The sequence below is a fragment of the Variovorax paradoxus genome, from assembly GCF_000834655.1.
GTDB lineage: Bacteria > Pseudomonadota > Gammaproteobacteria > Burkholderiales > Burkholderiaceae_C > Variovorax > Variovorax paradoxus_F.
This window is the reverse complement of sequence record NZ_JXQQ01000051.1, coordinates 1-22,557: the sequence shown is the minus strand read 5'-3', so window position 1 is coordinate 22,557 and position 22,557 is coordinate 1. Positions and strand designations below refer to the sequence as shown.

Here is a 22,557-nt window from a genome sequence, read left to right as displayed (position 1 = left end):
ACCCTAGTTTGGAGTCCCGCCCCTATTTGCGGTTCCACACCGCCGCAAAGAAACCGTCGGTCGAATGACGGTGCGGCCAGAGCCGCAGATAGCGCTTGCCATCCGCGCCGCCGGCGCAAAGGGCCTCGAAACCCTCCACTTTGAGCCCCTGCAGCAGATCTGAAACGTCCTGAGGCTCGAAATCGGGGTTGGCGGCGCCAAAAGCCTCGGCGATAGCCTCGTTTTCCTCCGGCAGCACGCTGCAGGTGGCGTAAACCAGCCGGCCGCCCGACTTCACGAGCCGGGCCGCGCTTTGCAGGATGGCCGTCTGCTTGACCGTCAATTCCTCCACCGACTTGGGCGACTGGCGCCATTTCAGGTCGGGATTGCGCCGCAGCGTCCCGAGCCCCGAACAGGGCGCGTCAACCAGCACCCGGTCGATCTTGCCCGCCAGGCGCTTGATTCGGTCGTCCCGCTCATGGGCGATGGCTGCCGGGTGGACGTTTGAAAGCTTGCTGCGCGCCAGACGCGGCTTAAGTGCGTCAAGCCGATGCGCCGATGTGTCGAAGGCATAGAGCCGCCCGGTATTCCGCATCGTGGCACCGATAGCCAGCGTCTTGCCACCCGCACCGGCGCAGAAATCGACCACCATCTCGCCGCGCTTGGCGTCCAGCAGCAGCGCGAGCAGTTGGGAGCCTTCGTCCTGCACCTCGACGGCACCGCGGGCGAACGCGTCCAGCTTGGTCAGCGCCGGCTTGCCTTCGATGCGCAAACCCCATGGCGAGAATGGCGTTACTTCAGATTTGATAGCAGCCTTCGCAAGCTCCGCCTTCACTTCCGCCCGCTTGTCGGTCAGCGCATTGACACGCAGATCGAGCGGCGCCGGCTGCTGCAGGCTTTCGACCAAGGGCCAGAAACCGTCGCCGAGTTGCGCCTTGAGCGGCGTCACGAGCCACTCGGGCAGGTTGTGGCGATGGCGCTCCAGCAGGTCGTCGGGCTTGACGGCGTCGCAGTTGTCCAGCCAGCGCTTCTCGGTGTCGTTGAGCGCGCTCTTGAGGAAGTCGCGCGGGCCATGAAAGCCGAGGATCGCCATGCGGCGCTCCTTAGAGCCGCTGCCCGAGGGCGAGAGATGGTCGAACAGGAGCTTCTTGCGCAGGACGGTATACACGGTCTCTGCCAGCGTGGCGCGCTCGCGTGGGCCAAACTCGCGGTGGTCGCGAAAGAAGCGGGAAACGACCTGGTCGGCCGGGTGATCGAATTTCAGGACAAGGCCCACCAGATCGGCGGTGGCCTCCAACAGGGCTTTGGGGTGCATCCCCCGATTGTCTCAGGCGGTCGCCCTGCTAGGCCTCTCGCGTCCAGACCGCCCCGAAAGCGTGTTGCTCGATGTCCGCCAGCGTGGGCGAATGACCGGCCCAGAGCACCAGCGCCGCCCCCGGCAGGCTCAGCGTCTGCTCGAGCTGGCGGCACAGCTGCCAGCGGTCGTCGTCGTCCAGGCCCGGCAGCTCGACGAACACGATGTAGGCCCGGCGCCACGGAAATTCGCGCAGGTTCTTGCGTACCAGCCAGGCCCGCGACGCGGGTAGGCAGCGAACGAGGTCCGCCCGCAATTCGCCCAGTTCGTAGTCGTTCAGGTCATGCCGCGTGATCTGGCTGAAGAACGGCGTCTCGGTGATTTCCTCCCAGGCGCGCGCCTCGGCCTCCTCCGCCTCCTTGAGTCGGCTGCGCCACAGCTTGAGCGCTTCTTCATCGTGCGAACCGGCATCCGGATCTTCCAGCGAAGCGACGGCGCTCCTGGCGGCCCACCAGCGGCTCGCAGCGCCGGACTGGTGCAGCCGCTCGAGCACCGCAAGGCGGTTTGCGCGGTCGCTCACGGGCAGCATCTGGACCAGCCCCCGCAGCGCGCCTGGATGCTCCGGCGCAATGCGCAGCGCGCTTTCATAGCGCACGCGCACCGGTGCCGCTGGATCGAGCCGGCGCTCGGAATCGGCCCATTCGACCATTTCGTCGGGCGTGTTGCGTTCGCCGCGGGCGGCCAGCACCGCGATGCGCTCGCGGATGCGCGAGCGGTGCGCATGGTGCTGCTTCCAGTCGCCGGCATGGGCGCGGCGCCATAGATTGTCGAAATGGCCGATCCATTTCTCGCTGTCGGCCAGCAGGTCGAGCGCCGGTCGCTCCGACCATGGCGGCAAGACCGCCTTCTGCCCCAGCGCCTCGAGCCGGTCGCGCAGCACAGGGTGCGTGTCCTCCAGGTCGCTCACGCGGCGCATCGCCTCGCGCAGCGCCTGGCGGGCGAAATCGTCGGCGGGCGGCGTAGGGGCAAGCTTGCGCAGGGCCGCGAAGGGTCCCGGGGCCTGGGGTTCCAGTTCGGCGCGGGCCCAGTGCGAGGGCCAGAACTCGTTGGCGTACCAGTTGGCCTTGATCGCGATCTCGGTCAGCGCGGCTGCGGCCACCGTACTGCCAAGCAACCGGCCCGAGATGCGGTCGGCCTCGTATTCGTCCTGCCGGGCCAGCGCGAAAGTCTTGGCCGCAAAGCGCGGGAAGTACCAGCGGAAAAAGGCCTGCGAGAACAGCGCCATCACCCCTTCGTCGCGCTGCAGGCTGGCGTCCAGCTTGAGCCAGGAGAGCCGCGTGCGGTAGATCCAGGCGCTCAGCTTGCCGTGGTTGCCCCGCAGGTGGCCGTACTCGTGCGCAAGCACCGACAGCAGCCGCTGCCGATTGAGCATCATCAGGAGCGGCAGCCCGATGCTCAGGGAGTTGACCGCGCCACCGAAGAGGCCGAAGCGCGGCACCTGCCGGATGCTGGCGTTGAAGTCGTCGTCCAGGTAGACACGGTGGACGGGCGGGCCCTTGATCTTGCCGCGGATGCGGTCCAGCGCCTCGAAGAGCGCCGGTGCGTCGGCACGGGAAAGCTCCTTGCCCTCCGGCTCGTCGAAGCGCACCCAGAGGGCGCGCACCGTGGCCCAGAGGAGCCCAAGCGCAAAGACCAGGAGCCACCCGCGCGACACACTGAAGCGTTCGCGCCCGAGCGACGAAACCACCCAGACGAGAATGCCCACCGAGAGCCCGAGGCAGCCCAGCACCCACAGATAGCCGAGCGCGGCAAATGCCGCCACGCTGCGCCGATAGCGCGCGCTGTTGTCTGCACTGGCATGCTCGCTCAGTCGAACCAGGTGAACAAAATCCGCGCGATCCATTCGACTCCCGTCAAATCAAGCACCGACCGTTTTCTAAAGAAGGAAACCCCGTTGAACGACAACGACCTGCCACCCTTGATCGAAACGCCGCCAGGCCGCTACCGCCACTACAAGGGCGGCGAATACGAAGTCCTGGGCACCGTGCGCCACAGCGAGACCCTGGAGCCCATGACGCTGTACCGCGCGCTTTACGGGGCCCACGGCCTCTGGGTCCGCCCCGCCGCGATGTTCGGAGAAACGATCGAGATCGAAGGCAAGATGCGGCGAAGGTTCACGCCGATCCAGCCAGGTTGACGGGATTCGGGTCAACCGCAGCGAACATCGGTCACGCGGTTGCGCGCATCGACATCCAGGTTGAGCCGCCCGCCGTTCAGTTCCATCGTGACGGCTTCGCCTGGCTTCAGCGCACGGACGACCCCTGCACCGGACCGGACCCGGGCCGCGGCTTCCAGCTGCGGCGTCAAAGGCTGTCCGACGGCGAACCTGGCGCCATCGGCATTGCATTGGTAGACGGGCTCCGCCCGCGCGGCGGGAGCAGGTGCTGGGGCAGGTGCCTGGGCGGCACAGCCCGCCAGAAAAACGGCGCCGGCAACGGCTGCCAGCAGCGATGGGGTTTTCTTCCTCACTTCGAGCTCCCGAAAACCTGTCAATATAATCAAAATTTACGAATGTGACGTGATGTATCTGCCAGCCATCCGGCAATGGCGCGTGGATACAACTGATGTTCCTGCGCCAGCACCCGGCCCGCCAGCGTGGCTGCGGTGTCGTCGGGCAGCACGGGCACCACGGCTTGGGCGAGGATCGGCCCGTGGTCGAGTTCGATGGTGACCTGGTGCACGGTCACGCCGGCCACCTTGCAGCCTGCATCGATGGCGCGCTGGTGGGTGTTCAACCCCGGAAACGCCGGCAGCAGCGAGGGATGGATGTTCACCAGCCGCCCCGCATAGCGTCCCACGAAGCCCGGCGTCAGGATGCGCATGAATCCCGCCAGCACCACCAGCGCCGGCGAATGCGCGTCTACTGCCTTCGCCAGTGCCTCGTCGAAGGCTTCCCGGGTCGAAAAGTCCTTGTGCGGGACAACGTCGGTGGCAATGCCCTCTGTCCTGGCGAACGCCAGGCCGCCGGCTTCCGGCTTGTTGCTCACGACGGCCGCCACGCGCGCGCCGAATCGCTCGGCCCAGCGATCACGCTCGGCGGCACGCACGATGGCGGCCATGTTGGAGCCGCCGCCGGAAATCAGGATCACGATGTTCTTCATGGGAGGGCGGGATTATCCGTGGACGGGAGCGACAGCCGCCGGGCCGCCCCCACGGCGAGCCGCACCCCCTCGCGGGTGGCCCGCAACGCGGCGCAAAGCGAAGTGAAAAGCCGATCGGCCCATGCTTGTCGCCGCGCGGACACCGGATCACAGCACGACCGTGCTAAAACTCGCAGCTCCGGAGACACACCGCGTCTGCGGTGACCGATCAACACAGCGAGGCACGCATGGATTTGAGCTTCACGCCCGAAGAACAGAAGTTCCGCGAAGAGATTCGCGCATGGGTCAAGGAAAACCTCCCCAAAGAGATTTCGCACAAGGTGCACAACGCGCTCGAACTCACGCGCGACGATCTGCAGAACTGGGCCAAGATCCTCGGCAAGAAGGGCTGGCTGGGCTACGGATGGCCCACCGAATTCGGCGGCCCCGGCTGGACCGCCGTGCAGCGCCACCTGTTCGAGGAAGAAACCGCCCTCGCCGGCGCCCCGCGCATCGTGCCGTTCGGCCCCGTGATGGTCGCCCCGGTGATCATGGCTTTCGGCAATGCCGAGCAGCAAAAGCGCTTTCTCCCGGGCATCGCCAGCGGCGAAGTCTGGTGGAGCCAGGGCTACAGCGAGCCGGGCTCGGGCTCCGACCTCGCCTCCGTCAAGACCAAGGCCGAGCGCAAGGGTGACAAATACATCGTCAACGGCCAGAAGACCTGGACCACGCTCGGCCAATACGGCGACTGGATGTTCAACCTCGTGCGCACCAGCAACGAAGGCAAGCCGCAAACGGGCATCAGCTTCCTCCTGCTCGACATGAAGTCGCCCGGCGTCACCGTGCGTCCGATCAAGCTGCTGGACGGTGGCCATGAAGTCAACGAAGTGTTCTTCGACAACGTCGAAGTGCCCGCCGAGAACCTGATCGGCGAAGAGAACAAGGGCTGGACCTACGCCAAGCACCTGCTCTCGCACGAGCGCACCAACATCGCCGACGTGAACCGCGCCAAGCGCGAGCTCGAGCGCCTGAAGCGCATCGCCAGGACCGAAGGCGTCTACGAAGACCAGCGCTTCCGAGACGAGATCGCCAAGCTCGAAGTCGACATCGTCGCGCTCGAGATGATGGTGCTGCGCGTGCTCTCGGCCGCCACCTCGGGCAAGAACTCGCTGGACGTCGCGGGTCTGCTCAAGATCCGCGGCAGCGAAATCCAGCAGCGCTACAGCGAACTGATGATGCTGGCCGGCGGCCCCTATTCGCTGCCGCTCATCCGCGAGGCGATGGAAGCCGGCTGGCAGGGCAACTTCCCCGGCGGCAACCCGGCGCTCGCACCGCTGTCGTCGACCTTCTTCAACATGCGCAAGACCACCATCTACGGCGGTTCGAACGAAGTGCAACGCAACATCGTCGCGCAGACGGTTCTGGGCTGAGCCCTTCGACCAAGCTCAGGACGAACGGAGATACATAAATGGACTTCAACTTCACCGACGACCAGGAACAACTGCGCGACGCCGTGCGCAAATGGGTCGACAAGGGCTATGACTTCGAGCGCCGCCGCGGCATCGAGGCCAAGGGCGGCTTCTCGCGCGAGGCGTGGGACGAACTGGCCGAGCTGGGCCTGGGCGGCCTCTACATCGCAGAAGACGACGGCGGCCTGGGCATGGGCCCGGTGGCCGGCATGGTCGTGATGGAAGAATTGGGCCGCGGCATCGTGCTGGAGCCCTTCGCGCAGACGCTCATCGCCGGCGCCCTGCTCGGCGGCTATGCCGACGCAGCCACCAAGGACAACTGGCTGCCGCGCATCGCCGGCGGCCAGGCCATCGTGGTGCTGGCCTACCAGGAGCGCAAGGCCCGCTACCGCCTCGACGTGTGCGACGCCCACGCCGCCAAGGCCGGCGACGGCTGGTCGCTCACCGGCGCCAAGAGCGTGGTGCCCGTGGGCGACGAAGCCGATGCGTACCTCGTCCCGGCCAAGGTGGACGGCAAGATCGCCCTCTTCCTCGTCGAGCGCAGCGCGAGCGGCGTCGAGGCCCGCGGCTACGGCACGCAAGATGGGGGCCGCGCAGCCGAAGTGGTGTTCGACAAGGCCGACGCCACGCTGGTCACGGCCGATGGCCTGGCCGCGCTGGAATACGCGGTCGATGTCGGCATCGCCGCCACCTGCGCCGAAGCGGTCGGCGTGATGGACAAGACGGTGGCCCTCACCGTCGAGTACATGAACCAGCGCAAGCAGTTCGGCGTGACCATCTCCACTTTCCAGGCGCTGCGTCATCGTGTCGCCGACATGAAGATGCAGCTGGAACTCGCGCGCTCGATGAGCTACTACGCGACGCTCAAGCTCAACGCCCCGGCCGACGAACGACGCCAGGCGCTGGCGCGCGCCAAGTACCAGCTGGGCACGTCGATGCGCTACGTGGCCGCCAACTCGGTGCAGTTGCACGGCGGCATCGGGGTGACGGACGAATACATCGGCAGCCACTACTTCCGCAAGCTCACGCAGCTGGAGATGACCTTCGGCGACACGCTGCATCACCTGGGCGAGGTCTCCGCACGCATGCAGGACACGGCCGGCGTTTTTGCCTGACGGCCGTTTTCCCATAGCATCCAACGCCCGCCCGCCTTGCGCCGGCGGGCGTTTTCACTTGGACCCCAGCCAGGAACGAAACATGCAATCACGCCGCACCATCCTTGCCCTCGGGCTCGCATCGACCGCCATGCTCACCGCTTGCGCTACCGCGCCCACGCCCTCCTACAGCGAGCGCCCGCCGATCGTCTTCATGCACGGCAACGGCGATTCGGCGGCGCTGTGGCAGACCACGATCTGGCGCTTCGAGTCGAACGGCTGGCCGCGCGATCGGCTCTTTGCGGTCGACCAGCCCAACCCGGTGGCTCGCGACGATGACGCGGTCGCACAGCCCGGCCGCAGCTCGACCACCGATTCGGCCGTCTTCCTGAAAGCCGAGGTCGACAAGGTGCTCAAGGCCACGGGCGCGAGCAAGGTGGTGCTGATCGGCAATTCACGTGGGGGCAACACGATCCGCAACTACGTGCAGAACGGCGGCGGCGCGGCCGTGGTGAGTCATGTGGTGCTGGGCGGCAATCCGGCCCACGGCATCTGGGCGGTGAAGGGTTTTCGCGAGAACAACGAGTTCTCGGGCCTCTCGGGGTTCATGACCCAACTCAATGCGCCCAAGGGAGCGAACGGCGAGGAGGTCACGCCCGGTGTGAAGTGGCTCACCCTGCGCTCGGACAACAACGACAAGTACGCGCAACCCGACGGGGTGTGGATCGGCGCCCCCGGCAGGCCGACGAACATCGGTTTCGACGGGCCGGCGCTCAAGGGTGCGACGAATGTCGTGCTGCCGCGCGCCGATCACCGCGAGACCTCGTTCTCGCCCGCGGCGTTTGCGGCGACATGGCAGTTCCTGACCGGCACGGCACCACGCAGCACGGAGGTGGCGGCCGAGACCAACGTGGTGCTCAGCGGCCGTGCGATCGGGGCGGAGAACCTCTCGCTGAACGGCGGGCAGTTGAGCGTCTACGCCGTCGATCCGGCCACGGGCGTGCGGCAGGGCGATGCGGTCCACACCAAGAACATCGGTGCCGACGGCCGCTGGGGACCCTTCAGCGCGCGCGGCGGCACGGCGTACGAGTTCGTGCTGAGCGCAGCCGGCTACGCCACCACGCATATCTACCGCAGCCCCTTCCCGCGCAGCAGCAGCGTCGTGAACCTGCGCCCCGAGCGCCTCACGCCAGCCGATGGCAGCGCCAACGTGGTCGTGGTCTTCACGCGGCCGCGCGGTTATTTCGATGCCGAGCGCGACACCATGCGCTTCGACGGGCAAAGCCCCCCGGCCGGCGTACCGCCCAAGGGTTCGGGCGTGTCGAGTTCCAGGTTGCGCATCGCCGCAAGCGAGCAACAGCGCGCGGTCACTGGCGAATTCAACGGCGAGCGCATCACCGGCCTGACCTGGCCGGCGGTGAAGGAGCATGTGACCGTGCTCGAACTGACCTATTGAGGATCGGAGACATGAACGACACGGCCTCCCCTTTCGTGCTGACGGCACACGATGCGCGCGGCGTGGTCACGCTGACGCTGAACCGCCCGGCCTCCTTCAACGCCTTGTCCGAGGGCATGCTCGGCGCGTTGGAAGCGGCGCTGGGCAACATCGCGACCGACGAGACCGTGCGCGCAGTCGTCATCGCGGCCGAGGGCAAGGCCTTCTGCGCAGGGCACGACCTGAAGGAAATGCGCGCCGAGCCCTCGATCGGCTACTACCAGCGGCTCTTCGAGCGCTGCGGCGCGATGATGCTGTCGATCCAGCGGCTGCCCGTGCCGGTGATCGCGCGGGTGCACGGCATTGCGACCGCGGCCGGGTGCCAGTTGGTCGCGGTGTGCGACCTGGCCGTGGCATCGAGCGATGCGCGCTTCGCGGTCAGCGGCGTGAACGTGGGGCTTTTCTGCGCCACGCCGAGCGTCACGCTGTCGCGCAACCTCGGCCGCAAGGAAGCGTTCGAGATGCTGGTGACGGGTGAATTCATCAGCGCAGAGGAAGCGCGGGAGAAGGGACTGGTGAACCGGGTGGCGGCGCCGGCCGAACTCGACGACGCCGTCGAAGCGCTGGTCGCCAGCATCGTTGCCAAGCCCCGCAAGGCGCTCGCGCTGGGCAAGGCCCTTTTCTACCGCCAGCTCGAAACCGGCATCGAAACCGCGCTGGCCGACGCAAGCCAAACGATGGCCTGCAACATGATGGACGAGAGCGCGCTCGAAGGCGTTCAGGCGTTCATCGAAAAGCGCCCGCCGGACTGGAAGCGCTGACGGAGCTGGTCAGGTGTCGTGCAGCCGCGAGCTTTGCGGCAGGTGCGCCATCAGGAATTCCATCTGGTCCGCAAGGATGCGGCGGTTGCGCAGAATGAAATCTTCCCAGAGGCTGGGCACGTAGGGCGCATACAGGAGCGGCATGTTCGCCTGCTCGGGCGTGCGGCTGCTCTTGCGGTGGTTGCACGGCTTGCACGCCGTGACCACGTTCATCCAGGTGTCGATGCCTTTCTGGGCGAAGGGGATGATGTGCTCGCGCGTGAGCTCGTCTTCGTGGAAATGCCCGCCGCAGTAGGCGCAGACATTGCGGTCCCGAGAGAACAGCTTGCTGTTGGTGAGCCCCGGACGCTGGGTGAAGGGATTGATGCGCGGCACGCCCTTGGTGCCGATGATGCTGTTGATCGCAATCTGCGACTGCTCGCCCGTGACGGCGTTGTGCCCCCCGCGAAACACCGCCACCTGCGCGCCCACTTCCCAGCGAACTTCGTCCGCCGCGTAGTGGATCACCGCCTGCTCGAGCGATATCCATGACTGGGGCAGCCCTTGGGCCGACAGCTTCAAGACCTTCACACACGCCTCCTCAAGAAAGTGAGAGAACACGGAAAGACCAGGGACACGGAGCGCATCGGAGACCCACGCCAGGCAACGCACTGCGTCACAATATACCGGCTTTGTGACAAAACGGCCTGGTTCGCCCATTCGACGGGCGCAAGGCGCTATCAAAAAGATACTCACCGATGCAGGTTTTTCGCGGCTTCCGGCACCCGGGCGTAGCCCCCGCCTGCGCCCTCACCATTGGCAATTTCGACGGCGTGCACCGTGGCCACCAGGCCATGCTCGCGCTGTTGCAGACCGAGGCTCGCCAGCGCGGGCTGCCCAGTTGCGTGCTGACCTTCGAGCCGCACCCGCGCGACTATTTCGCGGCGCTCACCAAGAAACCCGACCTCGCGCCCGCCCGCATCGGCACCCTGCGCGACAAGTTGAGCGAGCTCGCCGCGTGCGGTGTCGCGCAGACCATCGTGCTGCCCTTCGACGGCCGGCTGGCCTCCCGATCGCCCGAGGAATTCATCCAGGACGTGCTGGTCGACGGCCTGGGCGCGCGCTATGTGCTGGTGGGCGACGATTTCCGATTCGGCGCCAAGCGGGCCGGCGACTACGCCATGCTCGACGCGGCTGGCGATGCGCGGGGCTTCGACGTGGCGCGGATGAACAGCTACGAAGTCCACGGCCTGCGGGTGTCCAGCTCCGCGGTGCGCGAGGCTCTGGCCGAGGGCCGAATGGCCGATGCCCAGACGCTGCTCGGCCGCCCCTACGCAATTTCGGGCCACGTGGTCCACGGCCGCAAGCTCGGCCGTGCGCTGGGCGCCTCGGCACCGGGCCAGGACGACGGATTTCGCACCCTCAACCTGCGCTTCAAGCACTGGAAGCCGGCCGCCAGCGGCATTTTCGCGGTGCTGGTGCACGGCCTCGCGGACAAGCCGCTGCCGGGCGTGGCCAACCTGGGCGTGCGCCCTTCGCTGGACGCCAACGACGTCAACGCCGGCCGGGTTCTGCTGGAGACGCACTGCCTGGAGTGGCCCTCGCATCTGGGGTCCGAAGGGGCCTACGGTAAAATCGTGCGCGTGGAACTCCTGCACAAACTGCACGACGAATTGCGCTACACCAGCCTCGAGGCCCTCACTGCGGGCATCGCCAAGGATGGGCGCAACGCACGTGCGTTCTTCGCATCGACCCACGCCGAAACCCACCGCCAGACCACGCGCGACCGAATTTAGCCCTGCACGCCCCGTGCTGCCGCCCTTCGACAAGCTCAGGGCGAACGGCTATATCTTCCGCACCGACCGCTCAATGCAGTTCGGGCTGAGCCTGTCGAAGCCCCTCTGTTTCGCACTCCCAACATGTCTGACGCCGCTTCCCCCACCGATTACCGTTCCACGCTGAACCTGCCCGACACCCCCTTCCCGATGCGCGGCGACCTGCCCAAGCGCGAACCGGGCTGGGTGAAGGAATGGAACGACGAAGGCCGCTACCACCGCCTGCGCGACGCCCGCCACGGCGCGCCCAAGTTCATCCTGCACGACGGCCCCCCGTACGCCAACGGCCAGATCCACATGGGCCACGCGGTGAACAAGATCCTGAAGGACATGATCACCAAGGCGCGCCAGCTCGAAGGCTTCGACGCGCTGTACGTGCCCGGGTGGGACTGCCACGGCCTGCCGATCGAGAACGCCATCGAAAAGCAGTTCGGCCGGAACTTGAGCCGCGACGAAATGCAGGCCAAGAGCCGCGCCTATGCCACCGAGCAGATCGCGCAGCAGATGCTCGACTTCCAGCGCCTGGGCGTGCTGGGCGAATGGGACCACCCCTACAAGACGATGGATTTCGCCAACGAAGCCGGGGAGCTGCGCGCTTTCAAGCGCGTGATCGAGCGCGGCTTCGTGTACCGGGGCCTCAAGCCCGTGTACTGGTGCTTCGACTGCGGCTCCTCGCTCGCCGAATTCGAAATCGAATACGCCGACAAGAAGAGCCAGACCATCGACGTGGCCTTCAAGGCGCACGACCGCGAGAAGGTGCTCAAGGCCTTCGGCACCGACCACACGATCCTGGGCGACATCTTCGCGGTGATCTGGACCACCACCGCGTGGACGATCCCGGCCAACCAGGCGATCAACCTCAACCCCGAGATCGAATACGCGCTGGTCGACACCGAGCGGGGCCTCCTGATCCTGGCCAACTCGCTGGTCGAGATGTGCATGACGCGCTACGCGCTCGACGGCAAGGTGCTCGCCACGGTGAAGGGCGAGGCGCTGGGCGGGCTCGAATTCGAGCACCCGCTGTACGACGTGGATGCCGGCTACAAGCGCCTGTCGCCCGTGTACCTGGCCGACTACGCCACCGCCACCGACGGCACCGGCCTCGTGCACTCATCGCCCGCCTACGGTGTGGACGACTTCAACTCCTGCATCGCCCATGGCGTCGCGTACGACGACATCCTGAACCCCGTGCAGGGCAACGGCAGCTACGCGCCCGACTTCCCGCTCTTCGGCGGCCAGAACATCTGGAAGGCCGTGCCGGTGATCATCGCCGCGCTGCGCGATGCCAACCGCCTGCTGACGACCGAGACCATCACCCACAGCTACCCGCATTGCTGGCGCCACAAGACGCCGGTGATCTATCGCGCGGCAGCCCAGTGGTTCGTGCGCATGGACGAGGGCGAAGGCGTGTTCACCAAGGACAAGGCGCCCAAGACGCTGCGCCAGACCGCGCTCGACGCCATCGAGCAGACCAGCTTCTATCCGGAGAACGGCAAGGCCCGCCTGCACGACATGATCGCCGGCCGGCCCGACTGGTGCATCAGCCGCCAGCGCAGCTGGGGCGTGCCGATCCCGTTCTTCCTGCACAAGGATTCGGGCGAACTGCATCCGCGCACGATGGAAATCCTCGACCAGGCCGCCGACATCGTCGAGAAGGGTGGCATCGAGGCCTGGAGCCGCGTGACGACCGAGGAAATCCTGGGCGCCGAAGATGCGCCCAGCTACACCAAGAGCACCGACATCCTGGAGGTGTGGTTCGACTCGGGCTCGACCTTCTATCACGTGCTGCGCGGCACCCACCCGACCGTTCACCACGAGACGGGCCCTGAAGCCGACCTGTATCTCGAAGGCCACGACCAGCATCGTGGATGGTTCCACTCGTCGCTTCTGATCGCCTGTGCGCTGGAAGACCGCGCGCCGTACCGGGGCCTGCTCACGCACGGCTTCACGGTGGATGCCAAGGGCATCAAGATGAGCAAGTCGCTCAAGAACGGCATCGACCCGCAGGAAATCAGCAGCAAGCTGGGCGCGGAAATCATCCGCCTCTGGGTGGCTGCGAGCGATTATTCGGGCGACATCGCGGGCGACGACAAGATCCTCGCGCGCGTGGTCGACTCGTACCGCCGCATCCGCAACACGCTGCGCTTCCTGCTCGCAAACACCAGCGACTTCGACATCGCCAAGGATGCGGTGCCGCTCGACCAGCTGTTCGAGATCGACCGCTACGCGCTTGCGCGCGCCTCGCAGTTCCAGGCCGAGATCCTTGCGCACTACAAGGTGTACGAATTCCACCCGGTGGTGTCCAAGCTGCAGATCTACTGCTCGGAAGACCTGGGCGGCTTCTACCTGGACATCCTGAAGGACCGCCTCTACACGAGCGCGCCGGGCTCGCTCGCCCGCCGCAGCGCACAGACGGCCCTCTGGCACATCTCGCAAGCCATGCTGCGCTGGATGGCGCCGTTCCTGAGCTTCACGGCCGAGGAAGCGTGGAAGTTCGTGAGCACCGGCAAGCCGGGCGAATCGATCTTCGCGGAGACGTACTGCAAGTTCGACGCGCCCGACGAAGCATTGCTCGCCAAGTGGGGCCGCATCCGCCAGATCCGCGACGTGGTGAACAAGGACATCGAAGCCGTGCGCGCCGAAGGCAAGGTCGGCTCGTCGCTGCAGGCCGACCTGCAACTGAGCGCACCGGCCGACGACTTCGCGCTGCTCGGCACGCTGGGCGACGACCTGAAGTTCGTCTTCATCACCTCGGCCATCGCGCTGGCGGCGGGCGAAACGCTCGCGACCACCGTGTCGCCGAGCACCGCGCAGAAGTGCGAGCGCTGCTGGCACTACCGCGAGGACGTGGGCCACGACCCGGCGCACCCGACGATCTGCGGCCGTTGCACCAGCAACCTGTTCGGCGCCGGCGAATCGCGGAGCTTTGCCTGATGGCCACGACACGTTCCGCATCGGCATCGCGCTCGCGCGGTGGGAGCCTGGGCATCTGGCCGTGGCTCGGGCTGGCGTTGATCATCGTGATCATCGACCAGTTCACCAAGACGCTGATCCTGGGCTACTACAAGCTGGGCGACGCAACCTACGTGACGAGCTTCTTCAACGTCGTGCGGGCGCACAACACGGGCGCTGCGTTTTCGTTCCTGGCCGACCACTCCGGGTGGCAGCGCTGGTTCTTCACGGCGATCGGCGTGGCGGCCGCGATCTTCATCGTCTGGATGCTCAGGTCGCACGCGGGGCAGAAGCTCTTTTCGTTCGCGATGGCCTGCATCCTGGGCGGCGCCATCGGCAACGTGGTCGACCGGATGATGCACGGCTACGTCGTCGACTTCCTGAGCTTTCACGCGGGCAACTGGTATTTCCCGGCGTTCAACGCGGCGGACAGCGCGATCACGCTCGGGGCCATCTGCCTGATCGTGGATGAGATCCGGCGGGTTCGCCGAGGCAAGTAAAGCAGTCAGTCAAAGGGCCTTCGGGCCCTTTTTCTTTGGGGCCGGATTGCACGCGCCTGCCCGCGTTGACTCGGCAAGGGTTTCTCCCCGCTTCATTCGGTGTCATGACGAAGTCATACTGCCGCGGTTCAATGTAATCGATTACATGAATACCGCACGATGAGCATCCAAGCCGTAGCCGCCAGAGCCAAGGTCTCCGTGGCCACCGTGTCGCGGGCCTTCAATTTCCCCGACAAGGTCACGCCCGCGACGCGTGAGCTGGTGGAGCGCGTGGCGCGCGAACTGAACTACGTGCCCAATGCGAGCGCGCGCACCTTGCGCACCCAGCGCAGCCGCACGTTGGGCGTCGTGCTGCCCACGCTGCTGAACCCGACCTTCGCCGAGTGCCTGCAGGGCATCGCTCGCGCGGCCATCGCCGGGGGCTACGCGATCCTCCCCGTCACCACGGGCTACCGGCTCGACGAGGAAGAGCGCGCGGTCCAGCTGCTGCTCGCCGGCAACGTCGATGGGCTGATCCTCGTGGTCTCCAACCCGTCCACCTCGAAGGCGCTCGCGCGGCTGCGCAGCGCCGGCACGCCCTACGTACTCGCCTACAACCGGCACGCGGACCACCCCTGCGTCACCGTCGACAGCGAAGCCGCAGTGGCCGACGCGGTGGCGCGCCTCGTGCTGCTCGGCCATCGCCGCATCGCGATGGTCAGCGGCACGCTGGCCGCATCCGACCGCGCGCAGCAGCGCTATCGCGGCTACCAGAAGGGCATGGCGGATGCGGGGCTCAAGGCCCCTTCGCTGATCGAAGTGCCCTTCGTCGAGAGCGCCGTCGATGCGCTCGCCCACGTGCTGCAGGCCGGCAACCGCCCCACCGCGCTCGTCTGCTCGAACGACCTGCTCGCCATTCGCAGCATCCGCGCCGCGCACCTGGGCGGGCTCTCGGTGCCCGACGACCTCAGCGTGATCGGCTTCGACGGCATCGCGCTCGGCGAAGACCTGACGCCGGCCCTCACCACCATCGCGCAGCCCAACAGCGACATCGGCCGCCACAGCGTCGAGCTGCTGGTCCAGGCGATGGCCGGCGGCACCACGCTGCAGGCGGACGCGAGCCTGCTCTTGCCGCACACCTTCCGCGACGGCGAGTCGTGCGCATCCGCGTGCGACGTCGCCACCCATTGATCCCCCGTCACCACCCACATCCATCCAGGAGCTTCTTCATGTCCCTCCGCCTTTCTCGCATCGCCCGCCTCGGGCTGATCGCCGCCACCTTCGTTGCCGCCGGCAGCGTCATGGCCCAGACCGCCATTTGCTACAACTGCCCGACCGAATGGGCCGACTGGGGCACGCAGCTCAAGGCCATCAAGGCCAAGACCGGCGTGACCGTGCCGCCCGACAACAAGAACTCGGGCCAGTCGCTCGCGCAGATGGCGGCCGAGAAGGCCAGCCCCGTCGCCGACGTCACCTACTTGGGCGTGACCTTCGCGGTGCAGGCCGCCAAGGACGGCCTGGTCGAGCCCTACAAGCCCGCCGCTTGGAAAGACATTCCCGATGGCCTGAAGGACCCGGCCGGCAACTGGTTCACCATCCATTCGGGCACGCTCGGCTTCATGGTCAACGTCGACGCGCTCAAGGGCAAGCCGATTCCCAAGTCGTGGGTCGACCTGCTCAAGCCCGAATACAAGGGCCTCATCGGCTACCTCGACCCCGCCTCGGCCTTCGTCGGCTACGTGGGCGCGGTCGCGGTCAACCAGGCGCGCGGAGGCACGCTGGAGAACTTCACGCCGGGCATCGACTACTTCAAGGCGCTCCAGAAGAACGAGCCCATCGTGCCCAAGCAGACGTCGTACGCGCGCGTGCTCTCGGGCGAAATCGCGATCCTGCTGGACTACGACTTCAACGCCTACCGCGCGAAGTACAAGGACAAGGCCAACGTCGCCTTCGTCATCCCGAGCGAAGGCACGCTGGTCGTGCCCTACGTGATGAGCCTGGTCGCCAAGGCGCCGCATGCGGCCGACGCGAAGAAGGTGCTCGATTTCACGCTTTCCGACGAAGGCCAGGCGATCTGGGCCAAGGCGTACCTGCGCCCGGTGCGCGCGAACGCGATGCCCAAGGAGATCGAGGCGCAGTTCCTGCCCGCGAGCGAATACGCACGTGCCAGGAGCGTGGACTACGCCCGCATGGCCGAGGCCCAGCGCGCGTTTTCCGACCGCTACCTCAAAGAGGTTCGCTGAAGCCGTCTCGAGATGAAGCCCGCCAACGCCTGGAACCCACGCTGGCGGCTGCTCGCCTGCGTCGCCCCCGCAGCCGCTTTCTTTGCGGCGTTCTGGCTGCTGCCGGTGGTGCGCCTGCTCGCGCTGCCGGCAGAAAAGGGCTGGGCCACCTACTTCGCGGTGCTGACCGACTCGCGCTACCTGCAGAGCATGGTCAACACCGTCGTGCTGTCGGTGGCGGTGACGCTGGCAACGCTGGTGCTGGGCGCGGCGGTGGGCATCTACCTCGCGCGCCATGACTTCATCGGCAAGCGCGTGCTGCTGTCGCTGCTCACGCTGCCGCTGTCGTTTCCGGGCGTGATCATCGGCTTCTTCGTGATCCTCCTGGGCGGACGCCAGGGGCTGGTGGCCGACGTGAGCGACAGCCTGATCGGCGAGCGCATCACCTTCGCGTACGGCCTGCTCGGCCTCTTCCTCGCGTACCTGTATTTCTCGCTGCCGCGCGCCATTGCCACCTACACCGCCGCGGCCGAGGCGATGAACGTGCAGCTCGAAGAAGCCGCGCGCTCGCTCGGTGCGTCGCGCCTTCGCGTGGCGCGCGACGTGTGGATGCCCGAGCTCGCGCCCACCACGCTGGCCTGCGGCGCCATCCTGTTCGCCACTTCGATGGGCGCCTTCGGCACGGCCTTCACGCTGGCCAGCAAGTTCGAGGTGATCCCGATCACCATCTACAACGAGTTCACCAACTACGCCAACTTCGCGCTCGCCGCGTCGCTGTCGATCGCGCTGGGCCTGGTGACCTGGCTGGTGCTGTTCGTCGCGCGGCGCTTCGGGGCCAACCCCGTCGCTCGCTGAAAGAGGAGCACGCATGCGCAAGAACACGCAACCCAGGGCGCCTTTCCTGCTCGCGATCACGGTGATCGTGAGCCTCTTCATGATCGCGCCGATGCTGCTGTCGGTGATGGCGGGTCTGGTCAACAACTACAGCGCGGGCCTGAAAAGCGGGCTCACGCTGCGCTGGCTCGGCGAGGTGTGGGAGAACTACGGCGGCACCGTGGGCTGGTCGATCGGGCTGGCCATCGCCTGCGTGATGTGCACCGTGCTGCTCGGCGTGCCCTGCGCCTATGCGCTGGCGCGCAGCCGTTCGCGGGCCGCGCGCATCTTCGAGGAGCTGTTGACGCTGCCCGTCGCCGTGCCGGGCCTTGCGACGGCACTCGCGTTGATCCTCGCCTACGGCCAGCTCACCGCCTTCCGCCAGAGCTTCGCCTTCATCCTCGTGGGCCACATCGTCTTCACGCTGCCCTTCATGGTGCGCACCGTGAGCTCGGCCTTCCAGCGCGACGACCTGCTCGCGCTCGAAGAGGCGGCGCGCTCGCTGGGCGCGAACTTCCGCCAGCGCTTCATGGGCATCCTCGTGCCCGCGGTGTTCCCGGCCATCGTGGCCGGCAGCCTGATGGTGTTCACGCTCTCGGTGGGCGAATTCAACCTCACCTGGATGCTGCACACGCCGCTCACCCGCACGCTGCCCGTGGGGCTGGCCGACAGCTATGCCTCGATGCGCATCGAGGTCGGATCGGCCTACACGCTGGTCTTCTTCGCGGTGATCCTTCCCGTGCTGTGGGGTCTTCAATACCTCGCCAACCTGATGCAGAAACGCCATGGAACTTGAACGCATCCCCATCGACATCGCGAACTGCGCGAAGACCTACGCGGACGGCACGCGCGGCCTGCAGCCGACCGACCTGCACGTGGAGGCCGGCGAGGTGCTCGCGCTGCTCGGCCCCTCGGGGTGCGGCAAGACCACGCTGCTGCGGCTGATCGCGGGACTGGAGGCGCCCGATGCGGGCAGCCGCATCGTCTTCGGCGACCAGGACGTGACCGGGCGTCCGGTGGAGCACCGCGGCGTGGGCATGGTGTTCCAGAGCTATGCGCTCTTTCCGCAGATGACGGTGGCCGCCAACATCGGCTACGGCCTGCGCATCCGCGGCGTGGCGCCCGATGAAGAAAGGCGTGCCGTGGGCGAGCTGGTCGATCTCGTGCGCCTCAATGGCCTGGAGAACAAGCGCCCCGCCGAACTCTCCGGCGGCCAGCGCCAGCGGGTGGCGCTCGCGCGTGCCGTGGCCGTGCGCCCGCGCGTGCTGCTTCTGGACGAGCCGCTGGCCGCGCTCGACGCCAAGCTCAAGGAGTCGCTGCGCGACGAGCTTGCCGAACTGCTCCGCCGGCTGCACATCACCGCCATCCACGTCACGCACGATCAGCAGGAGGCGCTCGCCATCGCCGACCGCCTGGCAGTGATGCGCGCCGGCCGCATCGTGCAGGTGGGCCGCGGAGAAGACCTGTACCGCGCGCCCTCGCATCCCTTTGTCGCGGAGTTCCTCGGCCGGGTCAACCGTCTGGAGCGCGGCCCGGAGGCCATTGCGCAAGGCGTTGTCCGACTCGGCGGAAGCACGCTGCCTTGCCCACCCGCGTGGCAGGGCCATGCGATGCTCCTGGTGCGACCTGAAGACGTCGAAGTGAGCGCGCCCCGGCCCGATTGGGGCACCGCCACCGTCGAGCGCCGCACCTTCCTCGGCGACCGCGTGCAACTCCAGTTGCGTGTGCACGACCAGCCCTTGCTGATGGCCGACGTGGCGCGCGACAACCCCTTCGGTCCGGGCGATCCGGTGGGACTTCGCGTCCACCCCGATCGCCTGATGACGTCGCAGGAGCCCAGTGCATGACGACAACGACAACCCAAGACACCTTCCTGGTCCAGCTGACCGACCTTCACATCCGCGAACCGGGCCGGCTGGCCTACGGCCGCATCGACACTGCGCCCTACCTCCAGCAGGCGGTGCAGTCGGTGCTCGCGCTGCCGCAGCAGCCGGATGCGGTGGTGATCACCGGCGACCTGACCGACTTCGGCCGAGCCGCCGAGTACGAGCACCTCGCTCGCCTGCTGGCCCCGCTCACCATGCCGGTCTACCTGATGCCTGGCAACCACGACGACCGCGACCAGTTGCGCCGGAGCTTTCCCGGCCATGCATACCTCGGCACCGGCGACGACACGGCCGGCTTCATCCAGTACTCGGTGCGCATCGGCGCGTTGCGGGTGCTTACGCTGGACACCTGCGTGCCCGGCGCAAGCCACGGCACCCTGTGCGACAAGCGCCTGGGCTGGCTCGAAGCCCAGCTCGACGCATGCCGCGGCGAGCCCGTCGTGGTCGCCATGCACCATCCGCCCTTCACGACGTTGATCGGCCACATGGACGAAATCGGCCTGCTGCAGGGCGCCGACGCGCTCGAGGCGCTGGTCGCCCGTCACCCCAACGTCGAGCGCGTGATCTGCGGCCACCTGCACCGCGCCATCGACGTGCGCTTCGGCGGCACCATCGCCTCGACCTCGCCGGCCCCAGCGCACCAGGTCTGCCTCGATCTCGCGCCCGGTGCGGCCTCGGCGTGGACGCTGGAACCACCCGGTTTTCGCGTGCACGCATGGTCCGCGCGCAGCGGCCGCCTCGTCACGCATCTGGCGGCTTCCGGCCGCTTCGAAGGCCCTTTCCCCTTCCACGACAACGGGGCCCTGATCGACTGAATCGCCACTTGTGGAAAATGGGGGTCAAAACGAACCAAAACGAAAAGGACAGAACCCGACACCCATGAAGCATCTCCTGAATCTGCTCGCGGCAGTCGCACTGCTGGTGTGGGGCACCCATCTGGTTCGCACCGGCGTGCTGCGCGTGTTCGGCGCCAACCTGCGCAAGATCCTCGTGCAGAGCATGCGCAACCGGTTCACGGCCGCCCTCTCGGGCATCGGCGTGACGGCGCTGGTGCAGTCGAGCACCGCCACGTCGCTCATGACCTCGTCCTTCGTCGGGCAGGGCCTGGTCACGTTGCCGGCGGCGCTGGCGGTGATGCGCGGGGCCGACGTGGGCACGGCGCTCATCTCGGTGCTGTTCTCGGCAGACCTCTCATGGCTCTCGCCGATGTTCATCTTCGTGGGTGTGGTGCTGTTCATCACGCGCTCGGCCACCGTGGCGGGCCGCGTGGGCCGGGTGCTGATCGGACTGGGGCTGATGCTGCTGGCGCTGCAGCTGGTGGTGGAAGCGACCGAGCCGCTCTTCTCGGCCCCCGCGATGCGTGCGGTGCTGGCCTCGATCAACAGCGACGTGCTGCTGGAGATCACCATCGGCGCGGTGCTCGCCATCGTGGCCTATTCGAGCCTGGCGGTGGTGCTGCTGGTCGCGGCCATGGCCACGTCGAACGTGGTGCCGCTGGACGTGGCGCTCGGCCTCGTGCTCGGCGCCAACCTCGGCAGCGGCCTGCTCGCCGTGCTGACCACCGCGAAGTCGGTGGTGTCGGTGCGGCAGGTGACGGTGGGCAACCTCTTCTTCAAGGCGCTGGGCGTGGCGCTCGTTGCGCCTTTCGTTGGCCTGTGGATCCGCTACGTGCAGCCCGAGCTGCCCAACCAGACGCACGGCGTGGTGCTGTTCCACCTGGCCTTCAACATCATCATCAGCGTCGGCTTCATCGGCCTCACGCAATGGGTGGCCAAGCTCGTGACGCGCATGCTGCCGACGCCGCAGGCCTCCAGCACCAGCCGCCCGCACCACCTGGACCCGTCGGCGCTCTCGACGCCCTCCCTCGCGATCTCGAACGCCGCGCGCGAGGCGCTGCACCAGGCCGACATCGTGGAGACCATGCTGATCGGCGTGCTGGACGTGATCCGCAACAACGACACGCGGCTCTCGCAGGAGCTGCGGCAGCTGGACGACACGGTGGACGAGCTGTACTCGGCCATCAAGTACTACATGACGCGGATCTCGCGCGAGGCGCTGGGCGAAGAGGAAAGCCGGCGCTGGACGGACATCATCAGCTTCACGATCAACATGGAGCAGATCGGCGACATCATCGAGCGCGTGATCATCGATATCGAGGACAAGAAGATCAAGCCGCAGCGCAACTTCTCGCAGGCCGGGATGGCGGAGATCGTCGAGCTGCATGGGCGGCTGGTGGCCAACCTGCGGTTGAGCATGAGCGTGTTCCTGAACGGGAATGTTCGGGATGCGCAGAAGCTGCTCGAGGAGAAGGCTCGGTTTCGGGATCTGGAGAGGGCTTATGCGACGACTCACCTGGATCGGTTGTCGGATCGGACGACGCTCAGCATCGAGACGAGTTCGCTGCATATCGATTTGATCAGCGATTTGAAGCGGATCAATTCGCATATTTGTTCTATTGCTTATCCGATTCTGGAGTCGGCGGGGGCGTTGGCGCCTAGTCGGTTGCGGGAGTCGCGGCTTGGGAAGATTGAGGGTTAGGTTTGTTTTTTTTGAGTTCCGAGGCCGGGTCTCGGCCCGGCGGCCGACTTACTTTCTTTTGCTTCGCCAAAAGAACGTAAGCAAAGAAAAGGCGACCCTGCTGTCTGCGTCCCTTCGCTTCGCTACGGGCAACCTGCGGTGCTCGCGTTTCGCGGGGTCTCGCCCAAACTCGCTTCGCTCAAACAAGGGCGAGCCCTGATCCGCGAAACGCTGCGCTCCTCGGCGCATACAGAAGGGCTTTCGGACGCGCCATCGCTGCGCTCGGCTTTTAAGACATTGCGGGCCTTTGCTTCGCTCGGCTTGGATTTGGCTCTCTCTACGACGATGGGCCTTTGTTTCACTCGGCCTGGATTGGCTCCCTCCCCTTCCGGGGGAGGGTTGGGGTGGGGGCACAGTGGCCGAGCGAAGCAAAGGCCCGAGCTCAAGCCGAGCAAAGCGATGGCCCGCCCGGTGCCCAATCCCCTCTGGCTGCGCCGAGGAGCGCAGCGTTTCGCGGACAAGGGCTCGCAGCTGTCTGAGCGAAGCGAGTTCTGCGAGACCCCGCGAAACGCGAGCACCGCA

20 protein-coding genes are annotated in these 22,557 nt (G+C 66.8%); 15 read left to right on the top strand and 5 right to left on the bottom strand.

Annotation, left to right across the window (positions count from 1 at the left end; genetic code table 11):
- Positions 1-22: 22 nt before the first annotated feature.
- Both RT97_RS21385 and RT97_RS21380 read right to left on the bottom strand, forming a co-directional pair.
- Entirely contained in the window at positions 23-1,294 is a 1,272-nt protein-coding gene (locus tag RT97_RS21385; protein ID WP_042580839.1) for an RsmB/NOP family class I SAM-dependent RNA methyltransferase, read from the bottom strand.
- Between the two features lie 28 nt (positions 1,295-1,322).
- Positions 1,323-3,176 (bottom strand): M48 family metallopeptidase, encoded by a 1,854-nt coding sequence (locus tag RT97_RS21380; RefSeq protein ID WP_042580838.1) that lies wholly within the window; start codon positions 3,174-3,176, stop codon positions 1,323-1,325.
- Between the two features lie 51 nt (positions 3,177-3,227).
- On the opposite strand from RT97_RS21380, the gene RT97_RS21375 reads away from it, so the two are divergent.
- Positions 3,228-3,470, top strand: coding sequence for a DUF1653 domain-containing protein (locus RT97_RS21375; RefSeq protein WP_042580837.1), 243 nt, complete (start codon positions 3,228-3,230; stop codon positions 3,468-3,470).
- 11 nt (positions 3,471-3,481) lie between these two features.
- Here RT97_RS21375 and RT97_RS21370 read toward each other — a convergent pair whose 3' ends face one another.
- Together RT97_RS21370 and purN are read right to left on the bottom strand one after the other, a co-directional pair.
- Positions 3,482-3,802: an I78 family peptidase inhibitor gene (locus RT97_RS21370; RefSeq protein WP_042580844.1), complete on the bottom strand. Its 321-nt coding sequence runs from the start codon at positions 3,800-3,802 to the stop codon at positions 3,482-3,484.
- A gap of 29 nt (positions 3,803-3,831) precedes the next feature.
- Positions 3,832-4,434 carry a phosphoribosylglycinamide formyltransferase gene (gene purN / locus RT97_RS21365; protein ID WP_042580836.1) on the bottom strand — a complete coding sequence of 201 codons (603 nt, stop codon included), beginning with the start codon at positions 4,432-4,434 and terminating at the stop codon, positions 3,832-3,834.
- A 227-nt stretch (positions 4,435-4,661) separates the two neighbouring features.
- Here purN and RT97_RS21360 point away from each other — a divergent pair, with 227 nt between their 5' ends.
- From RT97_RS21360 to RT97_RS21345, 4 genes are all read left to right on the top strand, one after another.
- Positions 4,662-5,843 (top strand): acyl-CoA dehydrogenase family protein, encoded by a 1,182-nt coding sequence (locus RT97_RS21360; protein WP_042580835.1) that lies wholly within the window; start codon positions 4,662-4,664, stop codon positions 5,841-5,843.
- Positions 5,844-5,881: 38 nt separating this feature from the next.
- A complete protein-coding gene (locus RT97_RS21355; protein WP_042580834.1) occupies positions 5,882-6,997 on the top strand; it encodes an acyl-CoA dehydrogenase family protein in 1,116 nt (371 codons plus the stop codon).
- 82 nt (positions 6,998-7,079) lie between these two features.
- The gene (locus tag RT97_RS21350) at positions 7,080-8,432 is read left to right on the top strand and encodes an alpha/beta fold hydrolase (protein WP_042580833.1); all 1,353 of its coding nucleotides are present in this window, start codon (positions 7,080-7,082) and stop codon (positions 8,430-8,432) included.
- Between the two features lie 11 nt (positions 8,433-8,443).
- Positions 8,444-9,232, top strand: a complete 789-nt coding sequence (locus RT97_RS21345; protein ID WP_042580832.1) for an enoyl-CoA hydratase — start codon at positions 8,444-8,446, stop codon at positions 9,230-9,232.
- Between the two features lie 9 nt (positions 9,233-9,241).
- Here the strand turns inward: RT97_RS21345 and RT97_RS21340 are convergent, their stop codons facing one another.
- Entirely contained in the window at positions 9,242-9,802 is a 561-nt protein-coding gene (locus RT97_RS21340) for an HNH endonuclease (RefSeq protein ID WP_013539832.1), read from the bottom strand.
- A gap of 167 nt (positions 9,803-9,969) precedes the next feature.
- Here RT97_RS21340 and RT97_RS21335 point away from each other — a divergent pair, with 167 nt between their 5' ends.
- The 10 genes from RT97_RS21335 (at position 9,970) to RT97_RS21290 (ending at position 21,996) form a co-directional block, all read left to right on the top strand.
- Positions 9,970-11,007, top strand: a complete 1,038-nt coding sequence (locus RT97_RS21335) for a bifunctional riboflavin kinase/FAD synthetase (RefSeq protein WP_042580831.1) — start codon at positions 9,970-9,972, stop codon at positions 11,005-11,007.
- Positions 11,008-11,130: 123 nt separating this feature from the next.
- A complete protein-coding gene (gene ileS, locus RT97_RS21330) occupies positions 11,131-13,980 on the top strand; it encodes an isoleucine--tRNA ligase (protein ID WP_042580830.1) in 2,850 nt (949 codons plus the stop codon).
- Positions 13,980-14,498, top strand: a complete 519-nt coding sequence (gene lspA, locus RT97_RS21325; RefSeq protein WP_042580829.1) for a signal peptidase II — start codon at positions 13,980-13,982, stop codon at positions 14,496-14,498. Before ileS ends, lspA begins: the two co-directional genes overlap by 1 nt.
- Positions 14,499-14,657: 159 nt before the next feature.
- A complete protein-coding gene (locus RT97_RS21320) occupies positions 14,658-15,668 on the top strand; it encodes a LacI family DNA-binding transcriptional regulator (RefSeq protein WP_042580828.1) in 1,011 nt (336 codons plus the stop codon).
- Between the two features lie 38 nt (positions 15,669-15,706).
- On the top strand, positions 15,707-16,720 hold the full coding sequence (locus RT97_RS21315) for an ABC transporter substrate-binding protein (protein WP_042580827.1): 1,014 nt from the start codon (positions 15,707-15,709) through the stop codon (positions 16,718-16,720).
- 12 nt (positions 16,721-16,732) lie between these two features.
- Complete coding sequence (locus tag RT97_RS21310; protein WP_042580826.1) at positions 16,733-17,554, top strand: ABC transporter permease; 822 nt, start codon at positions 16,733-16,735, stop codon at positions 17,552-17,554.
- Positions 17,555-17,567: 13 nt separating this feature from the next.
- Positions 17,568-18,368, top strand: a complete 801-nt coding sequence (locus RT97_RS21305; protein WP_042580825.1) for an ABC transporter permease — start codon at positions 17,568-17,570, stop codon at positions 18,366-18,368.
- Positions 18,358-19,419, top strand: coding sequence for an ABC transporter ATP-binding protein (locus RT97_RS21300; protein ID WP_042580824.1), 1,062 nt, complete (start codon positions 18,358-18,360; stop codon positions 19,417-19,419). Before RT97_RS21305 ends, RT97_RS21300 begins: the two co-directional genes overlap by 11 nt.
- Entirely contained in the window at positions 19,416-20,273 is an 858-nt protein-coding gene (locus RT97_RS21295; RefSeq protein ID WP_042580823.1) for a phosphodiesterase, read from the top strand. Before RT97_RS21300 ends, RT97_RS21295 begins: the two co-directional genes overlap by 4 nt.
- Positions 20,274-20,337: 64 nt before the next feature.
- A complete protein-coding gene (locus RT97_RS21290) occupies positions 20,338-21,996 on the top strand; it encodes a Na/Pi cotransporter family protein (protein WP_042580822.1) in 1,659 nt (552 codons plus the stop codon).
- Positions 21,997-22,557 lie beyond the last annotated feature (561 nt).

Bases quoted from the DNA above. Each gene is read 5' to 3' on its own strand.
- RT97_RS21385 (WP_042580839.1), bottom strand. From the start codon at position 1,294: ATGCACCCCAAAGCCCTGTTGGAGGCCACCGCCGATCTGGTGGGCCTT.
- RT97_RS21380 (WP_042580838.1), bottom strand. From the start codon at position 3,176: ATGGATCGCGCGGATTTTGTTCACCTGGTTCGACTGAGCGAGCATGCC.
- purN (WP_042580836.1), bottom strand. From the start codon at position 4,434: ATGAAGAACATCGTGATCCTGATTTCCGGCGGCGGCTCCAACATGGCC.
- RT97_RS21360 (WP_042580835.1), top strand. From the start codon at position 4,662: ATGGATTTGAGCTTCACGCCCGAAGAACAGAAGTTCCGCGAAGAGATT.
- RT97_RS21355 (WP_042580834.1), top strand. From the start codon at position 5,882: ATGGACTTCAACTTCACCGACGACCAGGAACAACTGCGCGACGCCGTG.
- RT97_RS21350 (WP_042580833.1), top strand. From the start codon at position 7,080: ATGCAATCACGCCGCACCATCCTTGCCCTCGGGCTCGCATCGACCGCC.
- RT97_RS21345 (WP_042580832.1), top strand. From the start codon at position 8,444: ATGAACGACACGGCCTCCCCTTTCGTGCTGACGGCACACGATGCGCGC.
- RT97_RS21335 (WP_042580831.1), top strand. From the start codon at position 9,970: ATGCAGGTTTTTCGCGGCTTCCGGCACCCGGGCGTAGCCCCCGCCTGC.
- ileS (WP_042580830.1), top strand. From the start codon at position 11,131: ATGTCTGACGCCGCTTCCCCCACCGATTACCGTTCCACGCTGAACCTG.
- lspA (WP_042580829.1), top strand. From the start codon at position 13,980: ATGGCCACGACACGTTCCGCATCGGCATCGCGCTCGCGCGGTGGGAGC.
- RT97_RS21320 (WP_042580828.1), top strand. From the start codon at position 14,658: ATGAGCATCCAAGCCGTAGCCGCCAGAGCCAAGGTCTCCGTGGCCACC.
- RT97_RS21315 (WP_042580827.1), top strand. From the start codon at position 15,707: ATGTCCCTCCGCCTTTCTCGCATCGCCCGCCTCGGGCTGATCGCCGCC.
- RT97_RS21310 (WP_042580826.1), top strand. From the start codon at position 16,733: ATGAAGCCCGCCAACGCCTGGAACCCACGCTGGCGGCTGCTCGCCTGC.
- RT97_RS21305 (WP_042580825.1), top strand. From the start codon at position 17,568: ATGCGCAAGAACACGCAACCCAGGGCGCCTTTCCTGCTCGCGATCACG.
- RT97_RS21300 (WP_042580824.1), top strand. From the start codon at position 18,358: ATGGAACTTGAACGCATCCCCATCGACATCGCGAACTGCGCGAAGACC.
- RT97_RS21295 (WP_042580823.1), top strand. From the start codon at position 19,416: ATGACGACAACGACAACCCAAGACACCTTCCTGGTCCAGCTGACCGAC.
- RT97_RS21290 (WP_042580822.1), top strand. From the start codon at position 20,338: ATGAAGCATCTCCTGAATCTGCTCGCGGCAGTCGCACTGCTGGTGTGG.